The following is a 23536-nucleotide window of genomic DNA, read 5'->3' as shown; positions in this document are numbered from 1 at the left end:
CAAAAGAAAAACTAAAAAAAAAAAAATAATTAGCACTCGCTCTTGACGAGTGCTAACAAAAGTGCTATAACGTATTTGTAGGAAAGGAAAATCCTAAGAAAGAGAGTGAAGAACTAATATTTAAAACAGAAGTTAAGGAGGTATAGAAGATGAACATTAGTAAATTTACACAGAAGTCAATTGAAGCAGTTCAGAACTGTGAAAAGGTTGCTGAGGAATTTGGTAATCAGGAAATTGATCAGGAACATTTAATATACAGCCTTGTTAATTTAGAAGACAGTCTGATTTTAAAATTAGTTGAAAAGATGGAAATCCAGACAACACATTTTAAAAACAGAATTGAAGATTATGTTAGTAAGAAACCTAAAGTACAAGGCGGACAGAGGTATATTAGTCAGAGTCTTAATTCAGCATTGCTAGCAGCAGAAGATGAAGCAAAGAGAATGGGAGATGAATATGTTTCAGTTGAACATTTATTCCTTGCTATGATTGCTAAGCCAAATAAAGAAGTTAAAGAATTTTTCAAAGAATATGGTATTACAAGGGAAAGATTCTTAAAGGTATTAGCTGAGATAAGAGGAAATCAGAGAGTAACAAATGATAATCCTGAGGCTACTTATGATGCACTTGGAAAATATGGACAGGATTTGGTTGAGAGAGCAAGAAATCAAAAGTTAGACCCTGTTATTGGAAGAGACAGTGAAATTAGAAATGTAATTCGTATATTGTCAAGAAAGACAAAAAATAACCCTGTTTTAATCGGTGAACCCGGTGTAGGTAAAACAGCAGCAGTAGAAGGTCTGGCTCAAAGAATTGTAAGTGGAGATGTTCCGGATGGATTGAAGGATAAAAAGATATTTTCACTTGATTTAGGAGCATTGGTAGCAGGTGCTAAATACAGAGGTGAATTTGAAGAGCGTTTAAAAGCTGTACTTGAAGATGTAAAGAACAGTAACGGAGAGATAATTTTATTTATTGATGAGTTACACACAATTGTCGGCGCAGGAAAAACAGATGGTGCAATGGATGCAGGTAATATGTTAAAACCTATGCTTGCAAGAGGTGAACTTCATTGTATAGGTGCAACGACGCTTGATGAATATAGACAATATATTGAAAAGGATAAGGCTTTGGAAAGACGTTTCCAACCTGTTATGGTCAATGAACCAACAGTGGAGGATACAATTTCAATTTTAAGAGGATTGAAAGAAAGATATGAAGTCTTCCACGGAGTTAAAATTACAGATAGTGCATTAGTTTCAGCAGCAACATTATCTGACCGTTATATAACTGACAGATTTTTGCCTGATAAGGCAATTGACCTTGTTGATGAAGCTTGCGCGATGATAAAAACAGAACTTGATTCAATGCCTACAGAACTTGATGAACTTAGAAGAAAAGTTATGCAGATGGAAATTGAAGAGGCAGCCTTAAAGAAGGAAACCGATAATTTGAGCAAAGAAAGATTAGAGGAACTTCAAAAAGAATTAGCTGAACTTAGAGATGCATTTAACAATAAGAAAGCTCAGTGGGAAAACGAAAAGAATTCTGTAAACAAATTACAGGAACTTCGTGAACAGGTTGAACAGGTCAAGAAAGAAATACAGATTGCCCAGAGCAAGTATGATCTTGAAAAGATGGCTGAGTTACAATATGGTAGATTACCTCAGTTACAGAAACAGTTAGAAAGTGAAGAGGCAAATGTAAAAAATAAAGATTTGTCTTTGGTACGTGAAAGTGTTACAGATGAAGAAATTGCAAAAATCATTTCACGTTGGACAGGAATACCTGTTGCTAAACTGACAGAAACAGAAAGAAATAAAACTCTTCATTTGGATGAACAGTTACACAAACGTGTAATTGGACAGGATGAAGCAGTTACAAAGATTACTGAATCAATAATCAGATCAAAGGCGGGAATAAAAGATCCTGGTAAACCAATAGGTTCGTTCCTGTTTTTAGGACCTACAGGTGTAGGTAAAACAGAACTTGCTAAAGCACTTGCGCAGAATTTATTTGACGATGAGACAAATATGGTTCGTATTGATATGAGTGAATATATGGAAAAATATTCAGTGTCAAGATTAATCGGAGCGCCTCCGGGATATGTTGGATATGATGAAGGCGGTCAGCTTACTGAAGCAGTTCGTAGAAAACCATATTCGGTAGTACTTTTTGATGAAATTGAAAAGGCTCATCCGGATGTATTTAATGTATTATTACAGGTATTAGACGATGGTAGAATTACAGATTCTCAGGGCAGAACAGTGGACTTTAAAAACACAATATTAATTATGACGTCAAATATTGGTTCTTCATATTTGCTTGAAGGAATCAATGACAATGGTGATATAAAGCCTGAGGCAGAAGAGATGGTTATGAATGATTTGAGAAATCATTTCAGACCTGAATTCTTAAACAGATTAGACGAAATTATTATGTTTAAACCACTTACCCGTGATAATATTGGCGGAATTGTAGATTTAATAGTTGCAAATTTGAATGAAAGACTTGCAGACAAAGATTTACATTTAGTGCTTACAGACGAGGCAAAGAAATTTGTCGCAGATAATGGATATGATCCGGTTTATGGTGCAAGACCGCTTAAGAGATATTTACAGAAGAATGTAGAAACCTTAGTAGCAAAGATTATTTTACAAGGAGATGTAAATATGGGAGATACTATTACGGTTGATGCAAAAGATGGAAAACTGATTATAAGATAAAGATATCAGACAAAGATATCAGACAAAGGTCTTTCGACCACTTATAAGCAAACTTATGTGGGCTTAGGTCTTTTTGACTCTGGTATTATATAAAAGCTGAATTATTAGCATAAAATATGGACTTGTGTAATAACAGGAATCGTATTAACATGTTGGTAATTCAGCTTTTTATTTTGTTTAAAACGTCCTATTAAACATATTCCACTTTACAAATATATATAATTTAAAGAAGATAAAAAAACATAAAAATAAGATTTAGAGGATTTAAATGAAGTTAAAAAAATGGTGGGTTATTGCATTAATTATGATATTGCCGCTTTTATTTATAATGGGAAATTTGAAGAAAAAAACTATAGAAACAGCAGAAAATAATTTGAAAACAATAAATAAATATAAAAACATAAAGAGGGTTGCGTTAACTTTTGATGACGGACCAAGCAGTGAATGTACCCCAAGACTGTTAGATATTTTGAAAAAAGAAAATGTAAAGGCGACGTTTTTTTTAGTTGGGAAAAATATAAAAGAAAACGAAGATATTGTTATAAGAATGAAAAATGAAGGACATCTGATTGGAAATCATACATTTAATCATAGTCAGTTAACGAAATTAGGATTTGATGAGGCGGTAGAGGAGATTAATACTACAAATGCATGGATTACAAATATTTCAGGATATACCCCGGAATACATACGTCCACCGTTTGGCAGTTTTACTGATGAACTTTTAAGCGAAACATCAATGTCTGTAGTTATGTGGAATGTTGACCCGTTAGATTGGAAATATAAAAATAAGGACATTGTAACTGATAAAATTTTAAAAAACGTAAAAAATGGAGATATTATTTTAATGCATGACATATTTGAAAGCTCTGTTGATGCAGCACAAACGGTTATAAAAGAATTAAAGAAACAGGATTATGTATTTGTTACAGTTGATAAAATGAATTCAAATAAGCAAATTATAAGAAGAGATAAATAGTAAATAAAAAAATAAGATTGCTTAATTTGGGGTCATTATTAACGTAGAGAAGCAACAAAGCAATCCACAAAAGGACTTGTGAAAAACAATAGGTAATGTTATACTTCAAAATGCTGGTATAGTATTAGAAAAATTATTTAAGGAGAGTTTTATGTTAAATTACATCATAATATTTTTGATTTCAATGGTTCCTCTTGTTGAACTTAGAGGAGCGTTAATTTATTCACAGGCAATTGGAATGCCTTTATTAGCTTCTTATATTATTTGTGTTATAGGAAATATGCTTCCGGTTCCAATCATTTATCTTTTTGCGAGAAAAGTATTGATTTGGGGAAAAGATAAAAAACATATTGGAAAATTCTTTACTTTTTGTATAGAAAAGGGCGAAAAAGGCGGAAAGAAACTACAGGAAACAGCAGGAAAAGGACTATTTGTAGCATTGTTTTTATTTGTGGGAATTCCACTTCCGGGAACAGGTGCATGGACAGGAACTTTAGCAGCAAGTTTTCTTGATATGGATTTTAAATCAAGTGTAATTGCTGTAATGGGTGGAGTTCTTTTGGCAGGAATTATAATGGGACTTGGAAGTGCAGGCGTATTTGGAGCGTTAACTGCATTATTTTAAGAGAATAGAGGCACTAAATGGATAAAAAATATGATTATTTAAAATATACACCAACATTGCCGGGAAAAATTGCTATAGGTATTGCAACACCATCAGCCATTATTGGAATTATTGCAGTATTTTTTGCTTTTAAATTTCCGGAGGCGTTTATTATAACTTTGATAGCAGAAGCGATAGCTGTTATAGGTGGAATTGTTCTTACAATAGACATTGTAAGATTTAATATTTCACAAAAGAAAAAACAGGACAAGATACAAAGTAAGTCAAAGAATAAAGAAAATACACCAAAAGAAATGGATATAATGAGAATTGTGCATATGATTATAGGAATAATTGCAGGAATCATTATAGGATATTTGATATGGGGTGTAAGATAAAAGGAGAATTATTATGACAGGTTTACCAAATGATCCGGTTATGTTACTTAGCGTAGTTAACACAGCACTTAGAGACACTCATCAGGACTTGGATGGATTTTGCAGAACAAGGGATGTTGAGAAAGACGAGATAATAAGCAAATTAAAAACAATTAATTATGAGTACAATGTAGAATTAAATAAATTTGTATAATATGTATAATAACAGTGTGAATTTCAGTAGCATATACGGAACTTGCATAGGAGAATCGGATGTGTCCGGTTCTTTTTTTATAACACAAGCCCGGCAAACTAATTGCATTTGCATAGAATATCATTTGTCGGATGTAAGAACTTCGAAAAGCTATGCACCATTATGATAGCCTGATATAATCGATGAGTCAGCCTATGCGATTGAAAATATACAAAAAAAATAACGAAAAATACAAACTGCAATACTGAATAAAACTATAAGAATATAAAAAAATGTAGTATAATCAAATAGTATGTATTTTATATGAGTTAACTGCGAATACATAAAGTAAAAATTTATAAAAATATCAACAAAGGATTAAGAATGAAAAGATTAAAAAATATAGTTAAAGCAATTTTTGCAATACTTATAATTATAATAGTTGTAGCTTTAGTGTATGTAGCATATGTCTTTATTTCATATGACAGAATAGATGACAAGCAGAAACTAAAAGTAAATGAACCTAAGGTTAAAAATGAAAATGTCAGTGATGAAGTTAATACAGGTGTAGAATATACAATAGGAACTTATAATGTTGGATTTGGAGCATATCTTCCTGATTACAGTTTTTTTATGGACGGAGGAAAATATTCCAGATGTTATAGTAAGGAAAGCAGTGCCAAAGCAATAAGAGGTGCAGCTACATTAAGCAGTGGTTATAATCCTGATTTTATGATGTTTGAGGAAGTGGATAGAAAATCAACAAGGAGTTATGGAGTAAATCAGGAAAATATTATAACTGACATTTTTGATGATTATTATAGTAGTTTTGCGGTAAATTATAATTCAGCATATTTATTTTATCCATTTTATAAACCTATAGGAAAATCATATTCGGGAATTGTCTTATATTCTAAATTCAAAATAACAGATTCATTGCGAAGAAGTCTTCCAATTTCAACAGGATTTTCTAAATTCCTTGATTTAGACAGATGCTATTCAATAAGCAGAATAAATGTTGAAAATGGGAAAGAATTAGTTTTATTTACGGTTCATTTATCAGCATATGGAAATAGCGATGAAATAAGAGAAGCTCAATTAAATATGCTTTTTAAAGATATGGAAAAGGAAGTAGAAGACGGAAATTATGTTATTTGCGGCGGAGATTTTAATCATGATTTGAAAGCAGATGAAGCAAAAAGTGACGAAACTGAAAGTTGGGCATATCCGTTCCCAAGAAGCGAAATGCCACAAGGGGTGACGTTTGCAATGGATAAACTGTCACAGGATGAGTTAGAACAAATGCCTGAATCGGCAAGAAATGCAGATATGGAATACATTCCGGGAAAAACATATGTAGTTACATTAGATGGGTTTATAATATCTGATAATGTAGAAATGACATCATATGAGGTGGTTGACACAGGATTTGCATATTCTGATCATCAGCCGGTTATAATGAAATTTATGCTTAAGTAATTGCAAATTTTTTACAGTAAAATTCGTAAGCAGAAAACAAGAAAATTTGAAAAAATTTGATATATATATGTATAAACATATTGTTGCTTACACTTGTAAAAATAGCTAACCATATGAGAGGAGGATTTCATGAATAAGAAAAAAGTCGTATTTGTATGCGTACATAATTCGTGTAGAAGCCAGATTGCGGAAGCATTGGGAAATCATCTTGCAGGAGATGTGTTAGAGTGTTATTCAGCAGGAACAGAGACAAAGCCGCAGATTAATCAGGATGCAGTAAGAATTATGAAGAAGTTATATAATATAGATATGGAAAAAAATCAGTATAGTAAGACCTATGATAAAGTTCCAACACCGGACATAGCCATTTCCATGGGGTGCGATGTTGGCTGCCCATATATTGGCAGGAACTTCGATTATAATTGGGGATTGCAGGATCCAACCGGCGGTAGTGACGATGCGTTTATGGAGGTAATATCTGAGATTGAAAAAAATATTTTAAATTTAAAAGAAAAGATGAGCAAATAAAGATAATTAATATTTTAGATTTGAGAGATATTTGATAATGAAATATTTTTTACGTTGAATTACAAGCTACATTTTTATATAATTAAACTAATTGATTGAGAGGGAGAAAATTATATTCCTAAATTCACGGTACAATTTTAGCACTAAATAAAACTGTTCAAGTGGAACCATCAATGCAAGTAGAGGCTAAAGCAGACAAACCTGCAATGGTTAAAAATGTTAAAGTTAAAATTGTAGGGAATAAGGCTTCTGTAAAATATAAAAAAGATACTGCGGATATATTAGAAAATCCGTAGTATCTTTTTATGCATTAATATCTAATTTTAAACTAATATCTAAATCAAATATATATTATACAATAGTTGTATGTCTGTCGTTAAGTGCAACGTACTTTGTCTTTTTCGCAACATTCATATATGCAGGTCTGATAATCTTTCCGGCATTAATGATTTCTTCTATACGATGTGCACACCAGCCTGAAATTCTGGCAGATGCAAACATAGGAGTAAACAATCCGTCAGGAAGTCCAAGTGAAGAATATATAAATCCACTGTAGAAATCAACATTTGCACTTACATTTTTCTGCATTGGCTTGCAACTTGCAATAACCTCAGGAGCAAGTCGGGCAACATTATTGTAAAGCTGATACTCATCCATAAGACCTTTTTCCTGTGCAAGCTTTTTAGCAAAGCCTTCAAGAATTTTTGCTCTAGGGTCAGAAATAGAGTAAACAGCATGACCGATTCCATAAATCAAACCTGATTTATCAAAGATTCTCTTATCAAGTATTGCATGCAAATAATTTGAAATTTCTTCATCGTCGTTCCAATTAGAAACTGTTTCTTTCATATGGTCAAACATCTGTTTAACTTTAATGTTAGCGCCACCATGTCTTGGACCTTTAAGTGAACCAAGAGAAGCTGCGATTGCAGAATAAGTGTCCGTTCCTGAAGAAGAAACAACATGAGTTGTAAATGTAGAGTTATTACCACCACCATGTTCAGCATGAAGAACAAGAGCTAAGTCAAGGATTTTTGCTTCAAGCGGAGTAAAACTTCCATCAGGTCTAAGTAATCTTAATATATTCTCAGCCGTGGACATGTTAGGGTCCGGTGTGTTTATATGAAGGCTTTGTCCATGATGATAGTGATTATGGGCATGGTATCCATAAACACTGATAAGTGGAACTCTTGCAATAAGACTTAAACTTTGACGTAAAACATTTGGAATTGATGTATCATCAGGATTATCGTCATAAGAGTAAAGTGTAAGTACACTACGTGCAAGCATGTTCATCATATCTCTACTTGGTGCTTTCATAATAATATCTCTTACAAAGCTAGGTGGAAGAGTTCTGTATTCAGATAATAAATTTGTGAAATTTTCTAATCTTTTTGCTGTTGGAAGTTCACCAAATAATAAAAGATATGTAACTTCTTCAAAACCAAAGCGGTTTTCATCTAAAAAACCTTTAACAATATCTTCAATATCTATTCCACGGTAAAAAAGTTTTCCTTCACAAGGAACAGCTTTTCCGTCAATCATATCGTAGGAATGAACATCACCGATTTCGGTAAGGCCTGTAAGAACACCTTTACCGTTTTTATCACGAAGACCTCTCTTAACATCGTATAAATTATAGAGAGATTCATCAATACATGAATTATTAATGCATCTGTCTGCATATTTTAATATCTGTGGTGTAATCTGATCAGGTATGTTTTCATTTATGTTGTTCATAGTGACCTCCTATTGTACATAGAAAAATCTATGTTTAGTAATTAGAGTCTATAGCTACATTAGTATAGACGTCATTAAGTAGAACTTTAACATAATTAAGAAAAGACAACAATAAAACTTAAGAAAAACAAAAAAAGAAAAGTAAAAACTTAATTAAATTAAGCAAAATGCGCGAAAAAAGCATAAATATACTTGATAAGCTTACTATCAGGGCATAATAATCTAAGCCTTAAAGTAAAATTGTGGAATGTGAATAAACATTTATTATGATGTTAGGGCAAACGCCCCAACTTTGATGCCATATTTAAGCAGTAATTGGTAATACTATTCTAATTCATAGATAATGTACAAAAAGAAGGTAAAATGTGATAAAATAAAAAACGGATATGCCTTAAAGTACTATTCTAAAGGTATATATTGTTAAAATAATTTTGATTATTGGGTCAGATAATTCACAAGTGAGTAATTAAAAGTAAAATAAGGAAGTGAAATCAATGGATTTATTTGATTTTATGAGAAATGAAAATATGGAGAAGGATTCTCCATTAGCAAGCAGGCTAAGACCAACAACATTAGACGAAGTAGTTGGACAGGAGCATATTATAGGTAAAGATAAACTTTTATATAGAGCAATTAAAGCAGATAAGTTAAGTTCAATTATTTTTTATGGACCGCCGGGGACTGGGAAAACAACATTGGCAAAAGTAATTGCGAATACAACAAGCGCAGAATTTACTCAGATAAATGCTACTGTTGCAGGCAAGAAAGATATGGAAGAAGTAGTGGAAAAGGCTAAACAGACAATGGGAATGTATGGAAGAAAGACTATATTGTTTGTAGATGAAATTCATCGCTTTAATAAGGGACAGCAGGATTACCTTTTACCATTTGTAGAAGATGGAACGTTAATTCTTATAGGGGCAACCACTGAAAATCCATACTTTGAAGTTAATGGGGCTTTAATTTCACGTTCTATTGTGTTTGAATTAAAGCCGCTTTCGACAGAGAATATAAAACAGCTAATTTTAAGAGCAGTTAATGATAAAGAAAAAGGAATGGGAGCGTTTAATGCGAGAATAGATGATGATGCGGCTGACTTTTTAGCCGAAATTTCAAATGGTGATGCAAGAACAGCATTAAATGCTATTGAATTAGGAATTTTAACTACTGATAAAAGTGAAGATGGAACAATCCACATAACAATGGAAGTTGCAGAACAATGTATTCAGAAAAGAGCCATCCGATATGATAAATCAGGAGACAACCATTATGATACAGTATCTGCATTTATAAAAAGTATGAGAGGCTCAGATCCTGATGCGGCACTTTACTATTTGGCAAAAATGCTTTATGCAGGTGAAAGTGTTGAATTTATAGCAAGACGAATTATGATATCAGCGGCGGAAGATGTGGGAATGGCAGATCCTAATGCATTAACAGTTGCCGTGTCTGCTGCAAATGCCGTCCACCAGATTGGAATGCCTGAAGCAAAGATAATATTGGCAGAGGCAGTGGTATATATGGCTACTGCACCGAAAAGCAACGCTTCTTATATGGGATTAGAGAAGGCGATGAGTGCAGTACAGAATACAAAGATATCAGGAATACCGGTTCACTTAATGGATGCACATTATAAAGGCGCAGCAAAGCTTGGACATGGTGATGGCTACAAATATGCACACGATTATGAAAATCATTATGTTAATCAGCAATATTTGCCGGATGAGCTTGTAAATGAAGTATTTTACAATCCGGGAGATTTAGGATACGAAGTTAAAGTAAAAGAACATTTTAAAAAGATAAAGGGATAGCACTAGAGTGATTAGAAAGGTGATAAATTGAAAGCATTAATAGAAAAATTAGCAATTGGAAATGTAGATTATGAAGTGCCTAAGGCACAGATTTCCCATAATAGCTTTGATATGGTGTTAGCAAAAGGGGAGATAGCCTACGGCTCATTTAACATCCGCTCTGAATCAAATATGAATATAAAAGGAGTGGTATATTCTTCAGATTATCATTTGAAACTAAAAAATGATCAGTTTTTAGGAAAAGACAATACAATCAGATTTGAGGCGAATACTGAACATCTTTATCCGGGAGACGATGTGTCAGGTAAAATAGACATAGTATCAAATGCCGGAGAGTTTTCTGTTAATTTTAATATTCATGTGAAGGAAGAAAATATAGAATCTTCAATGGGACCAATAAATAATCTTGAGGATTTTACAAAATTAGTTCAGTATTCTCATGAGGAAGCTATTAAATTGTTTATGTCAAGAGAATTTAAACACAACATTATCGGACAGGATGTTTATACAAGAGCCTTGTACAATGAATTGATGAAAAATTATAACAAAGAGATAGCAATGGAAGAATTCCTTGTTAAAAAAGGCCTTAAAGAACCTGTTACAATCAGTATTGTAGATAATGAAAAGACATACGAAGATATAAAGGAATCTTATGCAGACTCTCTTAAAATTACAAAGAGTGGTTGGGGATATGTAGACATAAAAGTTGAAATTAATGGTGAAATACTTCATAACTGCAAAAATGAAATAAATCTGGACAATTTTATTGGAAACACCTGCGAATATGAATATTTGATAAATCCATTCAAATTACACAGGGGCAGTAATTATGCAGAAATTGTGTTAAAGACAGTTAATCAGACCTTAACATATAAAATTCATGTTAACAATCCTACAGAAGATATATCTAAATATATCGAAAATAAAAAGGATATTATTGATGTGATGAGATTATATATGAATTTCCGTACCGGAAAGATAAACTCATTAGATTGGAAAAAGTCAACAGAGGACATTGCAGAGAAAAGATTACATTATAACAATGAAGATATAATGGCATTGTTGATAAAAACTCAACTTACAATATTAGATGGTGAAGAAGAACAGATTACTTCATATCTTATGCAATTGTCAAAATTAGTATCAGTAAGTAAGACAAATAACAAACTTAAGAGTGTTGAAGCATATTGCTATTATTTATATTTGAAAACGATATATAAGCAAAATGCTACTTACACAGAAGAAGTTCGAAAAGAAATAAAGAACTATTATGAAAATGGTTATGATTCATGGAAATTATTGTGGATGTTAATGTACATGGATGACAGATATGACCAAAATCCAAGTCTTAAATATACTTTGGTAAAAGATCAGTTTAATAAAGGATGTACAAGTCCTGTGATGTTGTATGAAGCGGCAAAAATAATTTCAAAGCAACCGGAACTATTAAGGGTTATAAATAAATTTGAATTATTACTTTTGAGATTCATAAATAAATATGATATGTACAATGACAATTTAAATAAGCAGATAGTTACTTTGTTTGAAAAAGAAAAACAATTTGACAAAATAAAATTTGAAATATTGGCTGATTTATATGAAAAGACAGAAGATGTGAAAGTACTGGAAGGAATTTGCCAGATGCTTGTAAGCGGAGACAAAAAGAAACAGTTCTATTTTAAATGGTATGATGCCGGAGTTAAACATGATGTCAAAGTAACAAAACTTTACGAGTATTATATGTACACAATTGATACAACAAAAATGTTTAAATTATATCCACAGATATACAAATACTTTGCGTTTACAACGGAAACGTTAGCCTATAATAAAGCATATTTATATCAGAATATAATTAAATATTTTGACCAGGCAAGTGAGATGTATAAAAAATACAAAGCCGGATTAGAAAAATATGTAGAAGAAGAGATTATTAATAAGCATATTGATAATAATCTTATTGAATTGTACAAAAAAATGCTCACACCACATTTTGTTAACAACAGAATGACAAAATCATTACCTAGTATATTAAATGCATGGAGAATAACTGTTGATAATCCAAATATTACAGAAGTTATAATATACCATAAAGAATTAGACGAACCTCAGCAGGTTCACCTTAATGGAGGAGAGGCTTTTGTTGAAATATATACAGACAACCCTGTAATAATATTTGTGGACAAAGATAGAAACAAATACGTAAATATAGAATATACATGCAGGAAAATTTTAAGAAATGTTAAGATTTCTGAGGTAGATAATGGAAGCATCTACTTAAAGTTAGCAAAGATAGAAAAAAACATAAAAAAATCAGCAAATGTTGATATTTTACAGATGTTAAAGGATATGCTTAATGTTGAAAATATAAGAGGAACATATAGAAAATATCTTTTAAATGAAATTGTTTCTTACTATTATAAGAATTCTTATTTAGATGAGTATGATGATTATGTAATGGAAATGAATATGAACGAGTTAGATAAAGACTCCAGAAATAAAATAATGTCAATACTTATTGCAAATAAGAAATATAAGAGTGTATATCCGTATATATTAGAATATGGTCCGGAAAGATTAAGCGATGAAAGTGTTGAAGAATTTTGTACAGGAATAATTAAAGAAACAGAGTTTGAAGAAGATGCTTTTATACTTGAAATGTGTGTGAAATTATTTAGGATGAATAAGGTTACAAGAGTAATTCTTGCTTATCTTGGAAGATTTTTCCTTGGAACAAACGAAGAAATGTTTATGTTATATGAGGAAATTAATAAAAAGAACATAATTGAAAACACATTGACGGAAAGACTACTTGTTCAGTGCATTTTTGAAGGGGATGTAAGTGAAAGAATTCATGGAATATTTAATAAATATGTACAGAATCCTTCATATGCAACAATTAGAAAAGCGTTTTACACATATGTTTCATATAATTATTTTGTTAAAAATATTCCTTGTCCGGATTCAACATGGGATATAATGCAGCAGGATATTAAGGATGGAACGGAAGTGACAGTTATTTCAAAAATCGGATATTTGTCACATGTGATTGAAAGTGAGCATGTAACACAGGAACAGATTGAAACATCAAAGAAACTGATGAGTCAGTTAGCTAAAAAGAATATTGTATTTGAATTTTATAAGAAGTTTAATAAATGGTTTGCAGTTCCATACAATATAGTGGATAAAACCATAATTGACTATCGTACAAATCCAAAGAATAAAGTATACATTACTTATAAGATAAAATCCATAACAGGCGAAACAAAGGAAAAAACTGAAGAAATGCGTAGTGTTTATTCAGGAATATTTACAAAAGATGTAATTATGTTCTTTGGAGAAGAAATAGAATATTATTTTGAAGAAATATCTGAAACTGATAGTATTGAGACAAAGAAATATACAATGAAAATAAATCAGAAAGATATTTTTAATGATGAAGGAAGATTTGGAATGCTTAACGGCATGATGATTTGCAAAGAACTTCACAGAGACAAGGATGCAAGAGAACTTATGGAAACATATGAACTTCATACGGATGCATCAGAACAGTTATTTAAGTTACTATAGGCAGGAGGAATAACAATGAATAATAAAGCACTTATTCTTGGAATAGATTTTTCAAGTGATTTTTCTCAGTTGGCATTTTTGAATGATGCAGGGGAGCCTGAATCAATTAGCGTTGGACAGGATAAGCATTTTCTTGTACCTACAGTTATGTTTTTTAATGATGAATTAAAAGAATGGTCAGTAGGCGAAGAGGCAATTAACAGAAGCCAGAGAGAAAGTGGAAAAGTTGTTACAAACCTACCGGAAGCATTGTTTTATGATGAGTTAAAAGACCAGAATAGAGCAATGATGAAAGCATATATAGCTTATTTTGTAAAATTAGCGGCAAATTACACAAACGGGCAGATAATTAAAAGCATTGTAATGACAGTAGATAATTTGACAGTGGAAATAATGGAATGCTTTTATGAAACTATAGAAGCTTTAGGATATAAGAAAGAAAATACAAAAATATTAAGCCATTCAGAAAGTTTTATCTACTATGTGTTAAACCAGCATAAAGATGTGTGGGTAAATAATGTTTTAATGTTGGATTTTTCACAGCAGGGGCTTGTTTATAGAAGACTTAGCATAAGACATACAAGAGAAGCACATATAGCAGATGTAGAAACGAAAAAATTAGATGATGTTTTAACATTTGATAATATTAAAACAGATATTGATGAGGCTGACAAAATTCTTGAAGATTTTATGGACGAAGAATTGAATGAACACGTTATTTCAGCAGTATATTTTTCAGGTGAAGGTTTTTATAGTGGAGACTGGAAAAATACACTTAAAAAAACATGCAACAACCGACGTGTATTTAAAGGAAATAACCTGATAGTAAAAGGTGCAGTTTATGGTGCTAAAGAATTGTTTTATATTTCAAATTTTAGTGATTATATCATATCCTGTAAGGGAAGAACTAAGGTAAATGTTTCTATGGAAGTAAACCATCAGGGAAGCGAGAAACAGCTTGTGCTTTCAAAAATAGGAACTAACTGGTACGAAGCAGGTGCTGTTGCAGAATGTATTTTGGATAAACCGACAATAGCAAAATTCACAATACAGTCACCTATTACAAAAGAATCAGAAAACTTTTACATTGATTTACAGGATTTCCCGGCAAGAAAAAATAAGACAGTAAGAATCCAGATAAAATTTGCATATGTAAATGAAAATAAGTTTGCAATAGAGATAAAAGATATCGGGTTTGGAGAATTCTATGAAAGCTCAGGAAAAGTAGTTAGAGAGGAAGTGACAGTATGAGTGACATCACAATGTGCACATTGCACTCAGAAAAACCTTATTATATAACTGAAATTAATAAAAATATATATTCGATAGAAGAATTAAATTATTATCTTTATAATTATCTTTATTTAGTGGATGAAGAATTTTTTAGTGAAAGTCTGATTGATTATATTGAAAATGAATTAAAGCAGACAACAATAGCAACAGGGCTAAGACAGGCATTAAATAAAAATGGTAATCTAGGCGAAATGATTGCATTTGTAATAAAAAATTCAGGATATTACACACAAAAGGAAGCAGATGATTTGGAAAGACATTTAGTAATGCTTAATTCAAAAACATCTGCCGAAAGAATAAAGGCTAAGGCAGACATATTACTTGATAATCATAAATATAATATGGCAATTTCTTTTTATCAGAGCATTATAAATAAGGGAACAAATAGTGAATTATCAGAAACTTTTTATGGAAGTGTTTATAATAATTTAGGAGTTGCCTATACAAGACTGTTTGAGTACGATGAGGCTTTAGTGGCATTTAGAAATGCATATAGATTAAATAGTGCTGCAGAATCATTAGAGTCAATAATATTGTGTGACCTTATGTCAGGTAATGCTACTAATTTGAAAAACGATGTTGAAAAATACAAAGTAAGTGATCAGGTAGTTAACAGACTTAGAACAGAAATCATACAGCTTAAGGCTCATATTCATGTAAATTGGAACGACACAATTGAGAAAGATTATATTAGCCGACGTAAGAGAGAATATATTGTAGAAATAAATAGTTAAGAAATTGTGAAGGTTTAGCTTAGGCAGTTGACAAATAACTTTTTAATTATTATGATAAAAAACAGAAAAAAATAAATGCTATGATGAAGAGGAGTATCTTGTAACTGCTTAACAGAGAGTAGGTTGTTGGTGGAAGACCTATAAGTAAGTGCGAGGGAAGGTAGCTTTGGAGCAGCATCAGTGAACAGTTAAAAACTATCAGTAGCTGATGACGATTCGTCCCCGTTAAGGATATGATAAGTAAAACAAAAGGTGGTACCGCGGATATTCGCCCTTTTAGGAAAATGTCTGTGGATTTAAACATACAAAAGAGACAGCATTTTAAAGCTGTCTTTTTCCGTTCATAAGGATGATAATTTGCAGACTGGATTACAAATTATTTTAAAGGAGTACACAATGAAGGAATTAGAAAAGAACTATAATCCTGCCGATATTGAAGACAGATTATATGAAAAATGGCAGGAAAAGAAATACTTTCATGCAGAAGTAGACAGAAGTAAGAAACCATTTACAATCGTTATGCCACCACCAAATATTACAGGGCAGCTTCATATGGGACATGCCCTTGATAACACAATGCAGGATATACTTACACGTTTTAAGAGAATGCAGGGATATGAAGCATTATGGCTTCCTGGAACTGACCATGCATCAATTGCAACAGAAGCTAAGATTGTTGAAAAGATGCGCGAAGAAGGAATTACAAAGGAAGATTTAGGAAGAGAAAAATTCTTAGACAGAGCATGGCAGTGGAAAGCACAGTATGGTGGACGTATTGTTTCACAGCTTAAAAAAATCGGTTCATCATGTGACTGGGACAGAGAAAGATTTACAATGGATGAAGGCTGTTCAAAGGCTGTAAAAGAAGTATTTGTAAATTTATATAATAAGGGACAGATTTACCGTGGTGAAAGAATCATTAACTGGTGTCCACATTGTCTTACTTCTATTTCAGATGCAGAAGTAGAATATGAAGATCAGGCAGGAAAATTCTGGCATTTAAGATATCCTTTAACAGATGGTTCAGGATATATTCAGCTTGCTACAACAAGACCTGAAACATTACTTGGTGATACAGCAGTAGCAGTTAATCCAAATGATGACAGATATAAGCATTTAGTAGGAAAGACTCTTACACTTCCTTTAGTTGGAAGAGAGATTCCTATTGTAGCAGATGATTATGTAGGTATTGACTTTGGTACAGGTGTTGTTAAGATTACACCGGCACATGATCCTAATGACTTTGAAGTAGGCCTTAGACACAATCTTCCTGTAATTAATGTCTTAACAGATGATGCTAAGATTGTTGATGATTATCCAAAATACGCAGGTATGGACAGATATGAAGCAAGAAAAGCAATTGTTGAAGATTTGGATAAAGAAGGATATCTTGTTAAGATTGAAGATCATGAACATAATGTAGGTACATGTTACAGATGCCATACTACAATTGAACCAAGAGTATCAAAACAGTGGTTTGTTAAGATGGAAGAAATTGCAAAACCAGCAATTGAAGCAGTTAAGAATGGAGATACAAAGTTTGTACCACCTCATTTTGACAAAACTTATTACCATTGGTTAGAAAATATTCGTGACTGGTGTATTTCACGTCAGTTATGGTGGGGTCATAGAATTCCTGCATTTTATTGCGATGACTGTGGAGAAATGGTTGTAACAAAGGATAACCATGCAGTATGTCCTAAGTGTGGTAAAGAAATGAGACAGGACCCTGATACACTTGATACATGGTTCTCATCAGCATTATGGCCTTTTTCAACACTCGGATGGCCTGATAATACAGAAGAGATGGATTATTTCTATCCTACAAATGTTCTTGTAACAGGATATGATATTATTTTCTTCTGGGTAATCAGAATGATGTTCTCAGGGCTTGAACATACAGGAAAAGTTCCATTTGATACAGTACTTATTCACGGCCTTGTAAGAGATTCACAGGGACGTAAGATGAGTAAGTCTCTTGGAAACGGAATTGACCCGCTTGAAGTAATTGATAAATATGGTGCAGATGCTCTTAGATTTACATTAATTACAGGTAATGCTCCCGGAAATGATATGCGTTTCTATTGGGAAAGAGTAGAGGCAAGCAGAAACTTTGCTAACAAAGTATGGAATGCTTCAAGATTTATTATGATGAACATGCCTGAAGAAGGTATTGATTTAAATAATAAACCTGAACAGCTTACAGATGCTGATAAGTGGATTTTATCTAAGTTAAATACATTAGTAAAAGACGTAACAGATAACATGGAAAAATACGAACTTGGTATTGCTGCAGATAAGATTTACGAATTTATCTGGGAAGAATTCTGTGACTGGTATATTGAAATGGTTAAACCTAGACTATACAGTGAAACAGATGACACAAGATATGCAGCACTTTGGACATTAAAGAAAGTGTTAATTGATGCATTAAAGATGCTTCATCCATATATGCCATTTGTAACAGAAGAAATATTCTGTACAATTCAGGATGAAGAAGAATCAATTATGATTTCATCATGGCCTGTATACACAGAAGAATATGCTTTCGCTAATGAAGAAAATGCAGTAGAATTAATTAAAGAAGCAGTTCGTGGTATTAGAAATACAAGAGCTGAAATGAATGTTAAACCAAGCAAGAAAGCAAAAGTATTTGTTGTATCAGATGATGAAGTTACAAGAAATATATTTGAAAATGGTAAAGTATTCTTTGCAACACTTGGTCATGCAAGTGAAGTAATTATTCAGGCTGATAAGACAGGCATTGATGATGATGCCGTATCAGTAGTTCTTCACAAAGCAATTGTATATATGCCATTTGCAGAATTAGTTGATATTGCAAAAGAAATAGAACGTCTTGAAAAAGAAGTAAAAAGATTAAATAAGGAATTAGCAAGAGTTAATGGAATGCTTGCAAATCCTAACTTCGTAAGTAAGGCACCTGAAAAGAAGATTAATGAAGAAAAAGAAAAACAGGCTAAATATCAGGAAATGATGAAGCAGGTTCAGTCACAGTTAGAAAACTTAAAGAAATAATTGTGGCAGGTTTGATTACAGTTTATGGTGGTATAAATTTATATTCACCAATAAACTGTATCAGGTTAAAAAGGAGGAATCAGAATGATTAATTTTGATGAAGAAATTAAGAAATTTCATCCAAGTCTTGAAATTGAAGAAGCTGAAGATGCCATATACAATAACGATGTGTCAGATATAACTGATATTATGATTGAAATGGTAAATGGATTAAAAGGAACTAATAACCAGTAAGTCGTTTTAGCCATATAACATATGTGTATGGCTTAGACTGAGGGCAACATAGATGGAGAAATAATATGATATGCTTTAACTGTGGTAATGTCCTTACAAATAGTGATTATTGCAGTCATTGTGGTATGGATGTCAGCATATATAAAAAGATTGTGAAGTTGTCAAACACTTATTACAACATGGGGCTTACAAAGGCACTTAACAGAGATTTGTCAGGTGCAGCAGATGCCTTAAGAAGAAGTGTAAAATTAAACAAAAGAAATACTGATGCAAGAAACCTTTTAGGCCTTGTTTATTTTGAAATGGGTGAAACAGTTCAGGCTTTTTCGGAATGGGTAATGAGCATGAACCTTCAGCCGGACAATAATGCAGCAGATAAATATATGGCGGCAATTCAGGCCGATAAGGGCAAAATTGATGAATTAAACCATACAATTAAGAAATTTAATATTGCATTAGAATATGCAAAAGATGGAACAGATGATATGGCTATTATTCAGCTGAAGAAGGTTTTGAATCAGAATCCAAACCTTATAAAAGGATATCAGTTGTTAGCCGTACTTTACATGAAACATGGTGAGTACGAAAGAGCCAGAAAAGCAACAAAGAAAGCTTTAAAGATTGATAAGTGTAATCCACTTTGTGTAAGATACTTAAGAGAAATTACAAATTATTTAGAAGATGAAAAGAAAAATAATCCTGAACGTAGAAGAAAACGTAGAATGGATCTTCGTGGAACTATGATAGACAGACCATATTTAAGTGGTGATGATGTTATAATTCCAAAGAATAATTTTAAAGAAGCAACTTCAAGTGCTCAGAGTATAATTCATATAGTTATGGGTGTTTTGTTAGGTGCAGCTTTGGTATTTTTCATTGTAACACCGGCAAGAGTATCAACTGTTAGTGATCAGATATCACAGGTAAAAGTTGATTACAATCAAAAAATTGCGATTAAGGATTCTTCTATTTCAGAGTTACAAAAGAGTGTAGATACTTTAACAGCTGAAAAGGAAGATTTGGCAGCAAGGCTTGGTGAATATACAGATACAGACAATACTTTAAGTAAGAATTATACTCAGTTATTATCAGCGGTTGCAAGTTACTTAAAGAGCGATTATGATGCCAGTGCTAAAAGTATTTTAAAGGTTGATACATCTTTGGAAATGAACTCATCAGCATTTACTGAAGTATATAATACTTTGAACAGTAAGATTGCATCAAGAGTAGCAGAAACAAGTTATGATGCCGGAATGGAAGCATTAAATAAAAAAGATTATTCTGCCGCCATTACTAATTTCCTTAAGGCAATAGAAGCTGATTCTAATAATGATGATGCTTATTACTATTTAGCATGGTCATATAAAAATAACGGTGATGAAAAGAATGCTAAAAAATATTTCAAGGAGATAGTGGACAAATTCCCTAACTCTAAGAATTACACAACAGCAAAGACTCAGGCAGGAGTTGATGATACTACAACATCAAGTGATGAAACTACAACTTCTGAAGAATAAGAGTACAATTAAATATAAGAATATAAGATACAAAAGAAAAAGCTATTGCGATAAATGCAATGGCTTTTTCTTTTGTTGTATAAAAATAATTTTCAAATGGAGGTTTTATGGAAGTTTTATATGAAATAAGAGGTGAAAATTTAATTGTATTTTTGCCGGAGGAATTAGACCATCACAATTCAAGAATGATAATGGAACAGTGCGATTGGTATATATTAGCTAATCAGTTAAAAAATGTAATATTTAATTTTAAAAGAACCACGTTTATGGATAGTTCAGGAATAGGGGTCATTTTAGGCAGATACAAACTTGTAAAGAAGGCATGTGGGGAAATTACCGTGTTAAATATAAATGATACAATAGATAGAATTTTTTCTATTTCAGGACTATATAAAATTTGCAAAAAATCAGAAGCTTCAAGTCTGACTGTAAATATTTAGGAGGAGACAAATGGTAAAGAAAATATTTGAAAATAATATGAAGTTAGAAATGGATAGCGTGTCTGAGAATGAGTCTTTAGCAAGAATGGGTGTAGCATCCTTTTTAACAAAAATTGACCCTACTTTAGAGGAGATAAATGATATAAAAACAGCTGTTTCTGAGGCAGTTACGAATTCAATAATACATGGATATAGAGATAAAAAAGGAATCGTAGAAATTAAATGCCATTTAAGAGAAACAATAATTGAAAAAGAAGATGAAATTTTACATATATCGTTAATAACAATCATTGTAAGAGATGATGGAACAGGAATAGATGATATAGAAAAAGCAATGGAGCCTATGTATACATCTAAACCGGAGAATGACCGTGCCGGAATGGGATTTGCATTTATGCAATTATTTATGGATACGGTAGACGTGTGGTCTAAGCCGTACATAGGAACAAGCGTGACAATGACAAAAGAACTAAAAAGAATTGAAAAGAAGGGAAATAATGGATGCAATAACGCTGATTAAACAGGCTCATGCAGGTGATAAGATGGCTAGGGATAAATTAATTCTTGAAAATACAGGACTTATATGGAGCATTGTAAAAAGATTTACAAATAGAGGATATGAGGCAGAGGATTTATTTCAGATAGGATGCATCGGGTTAATTAAATCAGTAGATAACTTTGATATGCAATACGATGTTAAGTTTTCTACATATGCAGTACCTATGATAGCCGGTGAAATAAAAAGGTTCTTAAGAGATGACGGACTTATAAAAGTAAGCAGGGCGTTAAAAGAACTGGCGTATAAAGCATATCAGGAAAATGAAAGAATTAAAAATGAGCTTGGAAGGGATGCAACTATAAGTGAACTTGCTAGTAAGTTGGAAGTGAGTGAGGAAGAAATATCGATGGCAATAGATTCGTCAATGGAAGTTGAATCACTGCATCAGACAATATACCAAAATGATGGAAATGAAATATATTTAATGGATAAATTAAAAAATGAGGAAGGCTGCGAAGAGGAAGCAATAAATAAAGTAATGATTTCACAAATATTAAATGAAATGACAGACAACGAGCGCCGATTAATAAAAATGCGATATTTTTCAAATATGTCACAAAAAGATGTAGGAGAGCAACTGGGAATATCACAAGTTCAGGTATCGAGGCTGGAGAAAAGAATTTTAACGAAAGCAAGGCTGGAGAGGCAAAGCTAGAAGCATTTACCAAGCTAACTAAAATTTTATTAGATAGTAAAAGGTATGAAGATTTAGATAGGGCTACTAAAGATATTGAATATCAGAAGAAATTAATGAAAGATTATAATATTACAGATTAATGAAAAAAGTATAATGTTGTAAAATGATGAAAGGCAGATGAAAGATATTCCTTAAGAATAAAAAGGAATAAGAATCCATCTGCTTTTTTTACTAATGAAGCAATAGGCTGGAAAGAAATTGGATAATCGAAGCTTTTGAGAAACTAATCTAGTTGAGGTTAAGTTAGGAGTGTACTAAAAAAAATTCGATTATCCTTATTTTTAAACCATAATTTTTTAGTATTAATTATTAAAAAATAATAAAATTACAAAAAATGTACATAATAAGTGTTAATCAAGTGAAAGGCAGAAAATGTAATGAGTGATACAGTTTATATAAAAATGGACAGAAGTGTGGAAGTAACTCATGAGAAGGTGACAATAGGGGATATAGCAAAAATAGAATCTAAAAATAAGAATATAGTTAATAATATAAAACCAATAAAAATATTAGCAGATAAGCCTGAATTAGGTAACAGATATGTTATTTCGATTATGAAAATAATAGAAATAATAGATGAAAAATTTCAGAATGTTGATATATCAAATATAGGAGAAACAGATTGTATTGTAGAATTTAAAAAATCAAATACTTCATGTAAACCATTAGAAATATTAAAGACAGGTATTATATGTATTTTATTATTTTTCGGAGCAGGATTTTCTATTATGTCATTCAATAATGACGTGTCTATAGACCAAATGTTTTTGCAGATAAGTGGACAGATTAGCGAAGATACAGTTGGTGGAGCAAAAATTTTAGAACTTACTTATGCCATAGGTTTGGCAGCGGGAATAACAGTATTTTACAATCATTTTGGACCAAAGAAAATTACTAAAGATCCAACTCCAATAGAAACAGAAATGAGAAAATATGAAAATGAAATAAATGATGCACTAGTTGATGGGCATAACAGAGAAGATGGAAAACTGGATTTAAAATAAAGTCCTGAAAATAAA

At 31.9% G+C, this 23536-nt stretch carries 20 protein-coding genes and 1 other annotated feature; of the genes, 19 read left to right on the top strand and 1 reads right to left on the bottom strand.

The features are described from left to right. Nucleotides 1-149: 149 nt before the first annotated feature. The 8 genes from clpB (at nt 150) to CCC31_RS04795 (ending at nt 7182) form a co-directional block, all read left to right on the top strand. The gene (clpB, locus tag CCC31_RS04830) at nt 150-2726 is read left to right on the top strand and encodes an ATP-dependent chaperone ClpB (protein WP_022088301.1); all 2577 of its coding nucleotides are present in this window, start codon (nt 150-152) and stop codon (nt 2724-2726) included. Nucleotides 2727-2994: 268 nt separating this feature from the next. Next, the gene (locus CCC31_RS04825) at nt 2995-3705 is read left to right on the top strand and encodes a polysaccharide deacetylase family protein (protein ID WP_117910368.1); all 711 of its coding nucleotides are present in this window, start codon (nt 2995-2997) and stop codon (nt 3703-3705) included. Nucleotides 3706-3856: 151 nt separating this feature from the next. Continuing rightward, nucleotides 3857-4330 carry a small multi-drug export protein gene (locus CCC31_RS04820; protein WP_022088303.1) on the top strand — a complete coding sequence of 158 codons (474 nt, stop codon included), beginning with the start codon at nt 3857-3859 and terminating at the stop codon, nt 4328-4330. A 17-nt stretch (nt 4331-4347) separates the two neighbouring features. Further along, a complete protein-coding gene (locus tag CCC31_RS04815) occupies nt 4348-4707 on the top strand; it encodes a hypothetical protein (protein ID WP_118565476.1) in 360 nt (119 codons plus the stop codon). Between the two features lie 13 nt (nt 4708-4720). Further along, the gene (locus CCC31_RS04810) at nt 4721-4900 is read left to right on the top strand and encodes a DUF4250 domain-containing protein (RefSeq protein WP_118565475.1); all 180 of its coding nucleotides are present in this window, start codon (nt 4721-4723) and stop codon (nt 4898-4900) included. 363 nt (nt 4901-5263) lie between these two features. Continuing rightward, nucleotides 5264-6358: an endonuclease/exonuclease/phosphatase family protein gene (locus CCC31_RS04805; RefSeq protein WP_260978701.1), complete on the top strand. Its 1095-nt coding sequence runs from the start codon at nt 5264-5266 to the stop codon at nt 6356-6358. Nucleotides 6359-6487: 129 nt separating this feature from the next. Then, nucleotides 6488-6886 carry a low molecular weight phosphatase family protein gene (locus CCC31_RS04800; RefSeq protein ID WP_022088307.1) on the top strand — a complete coding sequence of 133 codons (399 nt, stop codon included), beginning with the start codon at nt 6488-6490 and terminating at the stop codon, nt 6884-6886. 173 nt (nt 6887-7059) lie between these two features. Next, nucleotides 7060-7182: a hypothetical protein gene (locus tag CCC31_RS04795; RefSeq protein ID WP_260978702.1), complete on the top strand. Its 123-nt coding sequence runs from the start codon at nt 7060-7062 to the stop codon at nt 7180-7182. Between the two features lie 55 nt (nt 7183-7237). Here the strand turns inward: CCC31_RS04795 and CCC31_RS04790 are convergent, their stop codons facing one another. After that, nucleotides 7238-8626, bottom strand: a complete 1389-nt coding sequence (locus tag CCC31_RS04790; protein WP_022088309.1) for a citrate/2-methylcitrate synthase — start codon at nt 8624-8626, stop codon at nt 7238-7240. A gap of 494 nt (nt 8627-9120) precedes the next feature. On the opposite strand from CCC31_RS04790, the gene CCC31_RS04785 reads away from it, so the two are divergent. From CCC31_RS04785 to CCC31_RS04735, 11 genes are all read left to right on the top strand, one after another. After that, entirely contained in the window at nt 9121-10437 is a 1317-nt protein-coding gene (locus CCC31_RS04785; protein ID WP_118565472.1) for a replication-associated recombination protein A, read from the top strand. A gap of 27 nt (nt 10438-10464) precedes the next feature. Then, nucleotides 10465-14007, top strand: coding sequence for a DUF5717 family protein (locus CCC31_RS04780; RefSeq protein ID WP_117910372.1), 3543 nt, complete (start codon nt 10465-10467; stop codon nt 14005-14007). Nucleotides 14008-14022: 15 nt separating this feature from the next. Next, nucleotides 14023-15258, top strand: a complete 1236-nt coding sequence (locus CCC31_RS04775) for a DUF5716 family protein (protein WP_260978703.1) — start codon at nt 14023-14025, stop codon at nt 15256-15258. Beyond that, nucleotides 15255-16034 carry a tetratricopeptide repeat protein gene (locus tag CCC31_RS04770; RefSeq protein WP_022088313.1) on the top strand — a complete coding sequence of 260 codons (780 nt, stop codon included), beginning with the start codon at nt 15255-15257 and terminating at the stop codon, nt 16032-16034. Before CCC31_RS04775 ends, CCC31_RS04770 begins: the two co-directional genes overlap by 4 nt. Before the next feature lie 71 nt (nt 16035-16105). After that, nucleotides 16106-16313 (top strand) — a binding site (T-box leader). A 117-nt stretch (nt 16314-16430) separates the two neighbouring features. Next, complete coding sequence (locus CCC31_RS04765) at nt 16431-19070, top strand: valine--tRNA ligase (RefSeq protein ID WP_118565470.1); 2640 nt, start codon at nt 16431-16433, stop codon at nt 19068-19070. 84 nt (nt 19071-19154) lie between these two features. Further along, nucleotides 19155-19304 (top strand): hypothetical protein, encoded by a 150-nt coding sequence (locus CCC31_RS04760; protein ID WP_022088315.1) that lies wholly within the window; start codon nt 19155-19157, stop codon nt 19302-19304. Nucleotides 19305-19369: 65 nt separating this feature from the next. Further along, nucleotides 19370-20821, top strand: coding sequence for a tetratricopeptide repeat protein (locus CCC31_RS04755; protein ID WP_117909689.1), 1452 nt, complete (start codon nt 19370-19372; stop codon nt 20819-20821). Nucleotides 20822-20928: 107 nt separating this feature from the next. Then, complete coding sequence (locus CCC31_RS04750) at nt 20929-21261, top strand: anti-sigma factor antagonist (protein ID WP_022088317.1); 333 nt, start codon at nt 20929-20931, stop codon at nt 21259-21261. Nucleotides 21262-21271: 10 nt separating this feature from the next. After that, nucleotides 21272-21781, top strand: a complete 510-nt coding sequence (spoIIAB, locus tag CCC31_RS04745; protein WP_022088318.1) for an anti-sigma F factor — start codon at nt 21272-21274, stop codon at nt 21779-21781. After that, nucleotides 21759-22475 (top strand): SigF/SigG family RNA polymerase sporulation sigma factor, encoded by a 717-nt coding sequence (locus tag CCC31_RS04740; protein ID WP_117909688.1) that lies wholly within the window; start codon nt 21759-21761, stop codon nt 22473-22475. The genes spoIIAB and CCC31_RS04740 overlap by 23 nt, the downstream gene beginning before the upstream one ends. A gap of 419 nt (nt 22476-22894) precedes the next feature. Beyond that, nucleotides 22895-23521, top strand: a complete 627-nt coding sequence (locus CCC31_RS04735) for a stage V sporulation protein AA (RefSeq protein ID WP_290849982.1) — start codon at nt 22895-22897, stop codon at nt 23519-23521. The last annotated feature ends 15 nt before the right edge of the window (nt 23522-23536 follow it).

The organism is Eubacterium sp. LMAG:50, from assembly GCF_008680265.1.
GTDB lineage: Bacteria > Bacillota > Clostridia > Lachnospirales > Lachnospiraceae > Eubacterium_U > Eubacterium_U album.
This window is presented reverse-complemented; position numbering and strand designations above follow the sequence as displayed.

Bases quoted from the DNA above. Each gene is read 5' to 3' on its own strand.
- CCC31_RS04790 (WP_022088309.1), bottom strand. From the start codon at position 8,626: ATGAACAACATAAATGAAAACATACCTGATCAGATTACACCACAGATA.
- CCC31_RS04750 (WP_022088317.1), top strand. From the start codon at position 20,929: ATGGAAGTTTTATATGAAATAAGAGGTGAAAATTTAATTGTATTTTTG.
- clpB (WP_022088301.1), top strand. From the start codon at position 150: ATGAACATTAGTAAATTTACACAGAAGTCAATTGAAGCAGTTCAGAAC.
- CCC31_RS04815 (WP_118565476.1), top strand. From the start codon at position 4,348: ATGGATAAAAAATATGATTATTTAAAATATACACCAACATTGCCGGGA.
- CCC31_RS04785 (WP_118565472.1), top strand. From the start codon at position 9,121: ATGGATTTATTTGATTTTATGAGAAATGAAAATATGGAGAAGGATTCT.
- spoIIAB (WP_022088318.1), top strand. From the start codon at position 21,272: ATGGTAAAGAAAATATTTGAAAATAATATGAAGTTAGAAATGGATAGC.
- CCC31_RS04775 (WP_260978703.1), top strand. From the start codon at position 14,023: ATGAATAATAAAGCACTTATTCTTGGAATAGATTTTTCAAGTGATTTT.
- CCC31_RS04805 (WP_260978701.1), top strand. From the start codon at position 5,264: ATGAAAAGATTAAAAAATATAGTTAAAGCAATTTTTGCAATACTTATA.
- CCC31_RS04755 (WP_117909689.1), top strand. From the start codon at position 19,370: ATGATATGCTTTAACTGTGGTAATGTCCTTACAAATAGTGATTATTGC.
- CCC31_RS04825 (WP_117910368.1), top strand. From the start codon at position 2,995: ATGAAGTTAAAAAAATGGTGGGTTATTGCATTAATTATGATATTGCCG.
- CCC31_RS04765 (WP_118565470.1), top strand. From the start codon at position 16,431: ATGAAGGAATTAGAAAAGAACTATAATCCTGCCGATATTGAAGACAGA.
- CCC31_RS04820 (WP_022088303.1), top strand. From the start codon at position 3,857: ATGTTAAATTACATCATAATATTTTTGATTTCAATGGTTCCTCTTGTT.
- CCC31_RS04795 (WP_260978702.1), top strand. From the start codon at position 7,060: ATGCAAGTAGAGGCTAAAGCAGACAAACCTGCAATGGTTAAAAATGTT.
- CCC31_RS04770 (WP_022088313.1), top strand. From the start codon at position 15,255: ATGAGTGACATCACAATGTGCACATTGCACTCAGAAAAACCTTATTAT.
- CCC31_RS04740 (WP_117909688.1), top strand. From the start codon at position 21,759: ATGGATGCAATAACGCTGATTAAACAGGCTCATGCAGGTGATAAGATG.
- CCC31_RS04800 (WP_022088307.1), top strand. From the start codon at position 6,488: ATGAATAAGAAAAAAGTCGTATTTGTATGCGTACATAATTCGTGTAGA.
- CCC31_RS04735 (WP_290849982.1), top strand. From the start codon at position 22,895: ATGAGTGATACAGTTTATATAAAAATGGACAGAAGTGTGGAAGTAACT.
- CCC31_RS04810 (WP_118565475.1), top strand. From the start codon at position 4,721: ATGACAGGTTTACCAAATGATCCGGTTATGTTACTTAGCGTAGTTAAC.
- CCC31_RS04760 (WP_022088315.1), top strand. From the start codon at position 19,155: ATGATTAATTTTGATGAAGAAATTAAGAAATTTCATCCAAGTCTTGAA.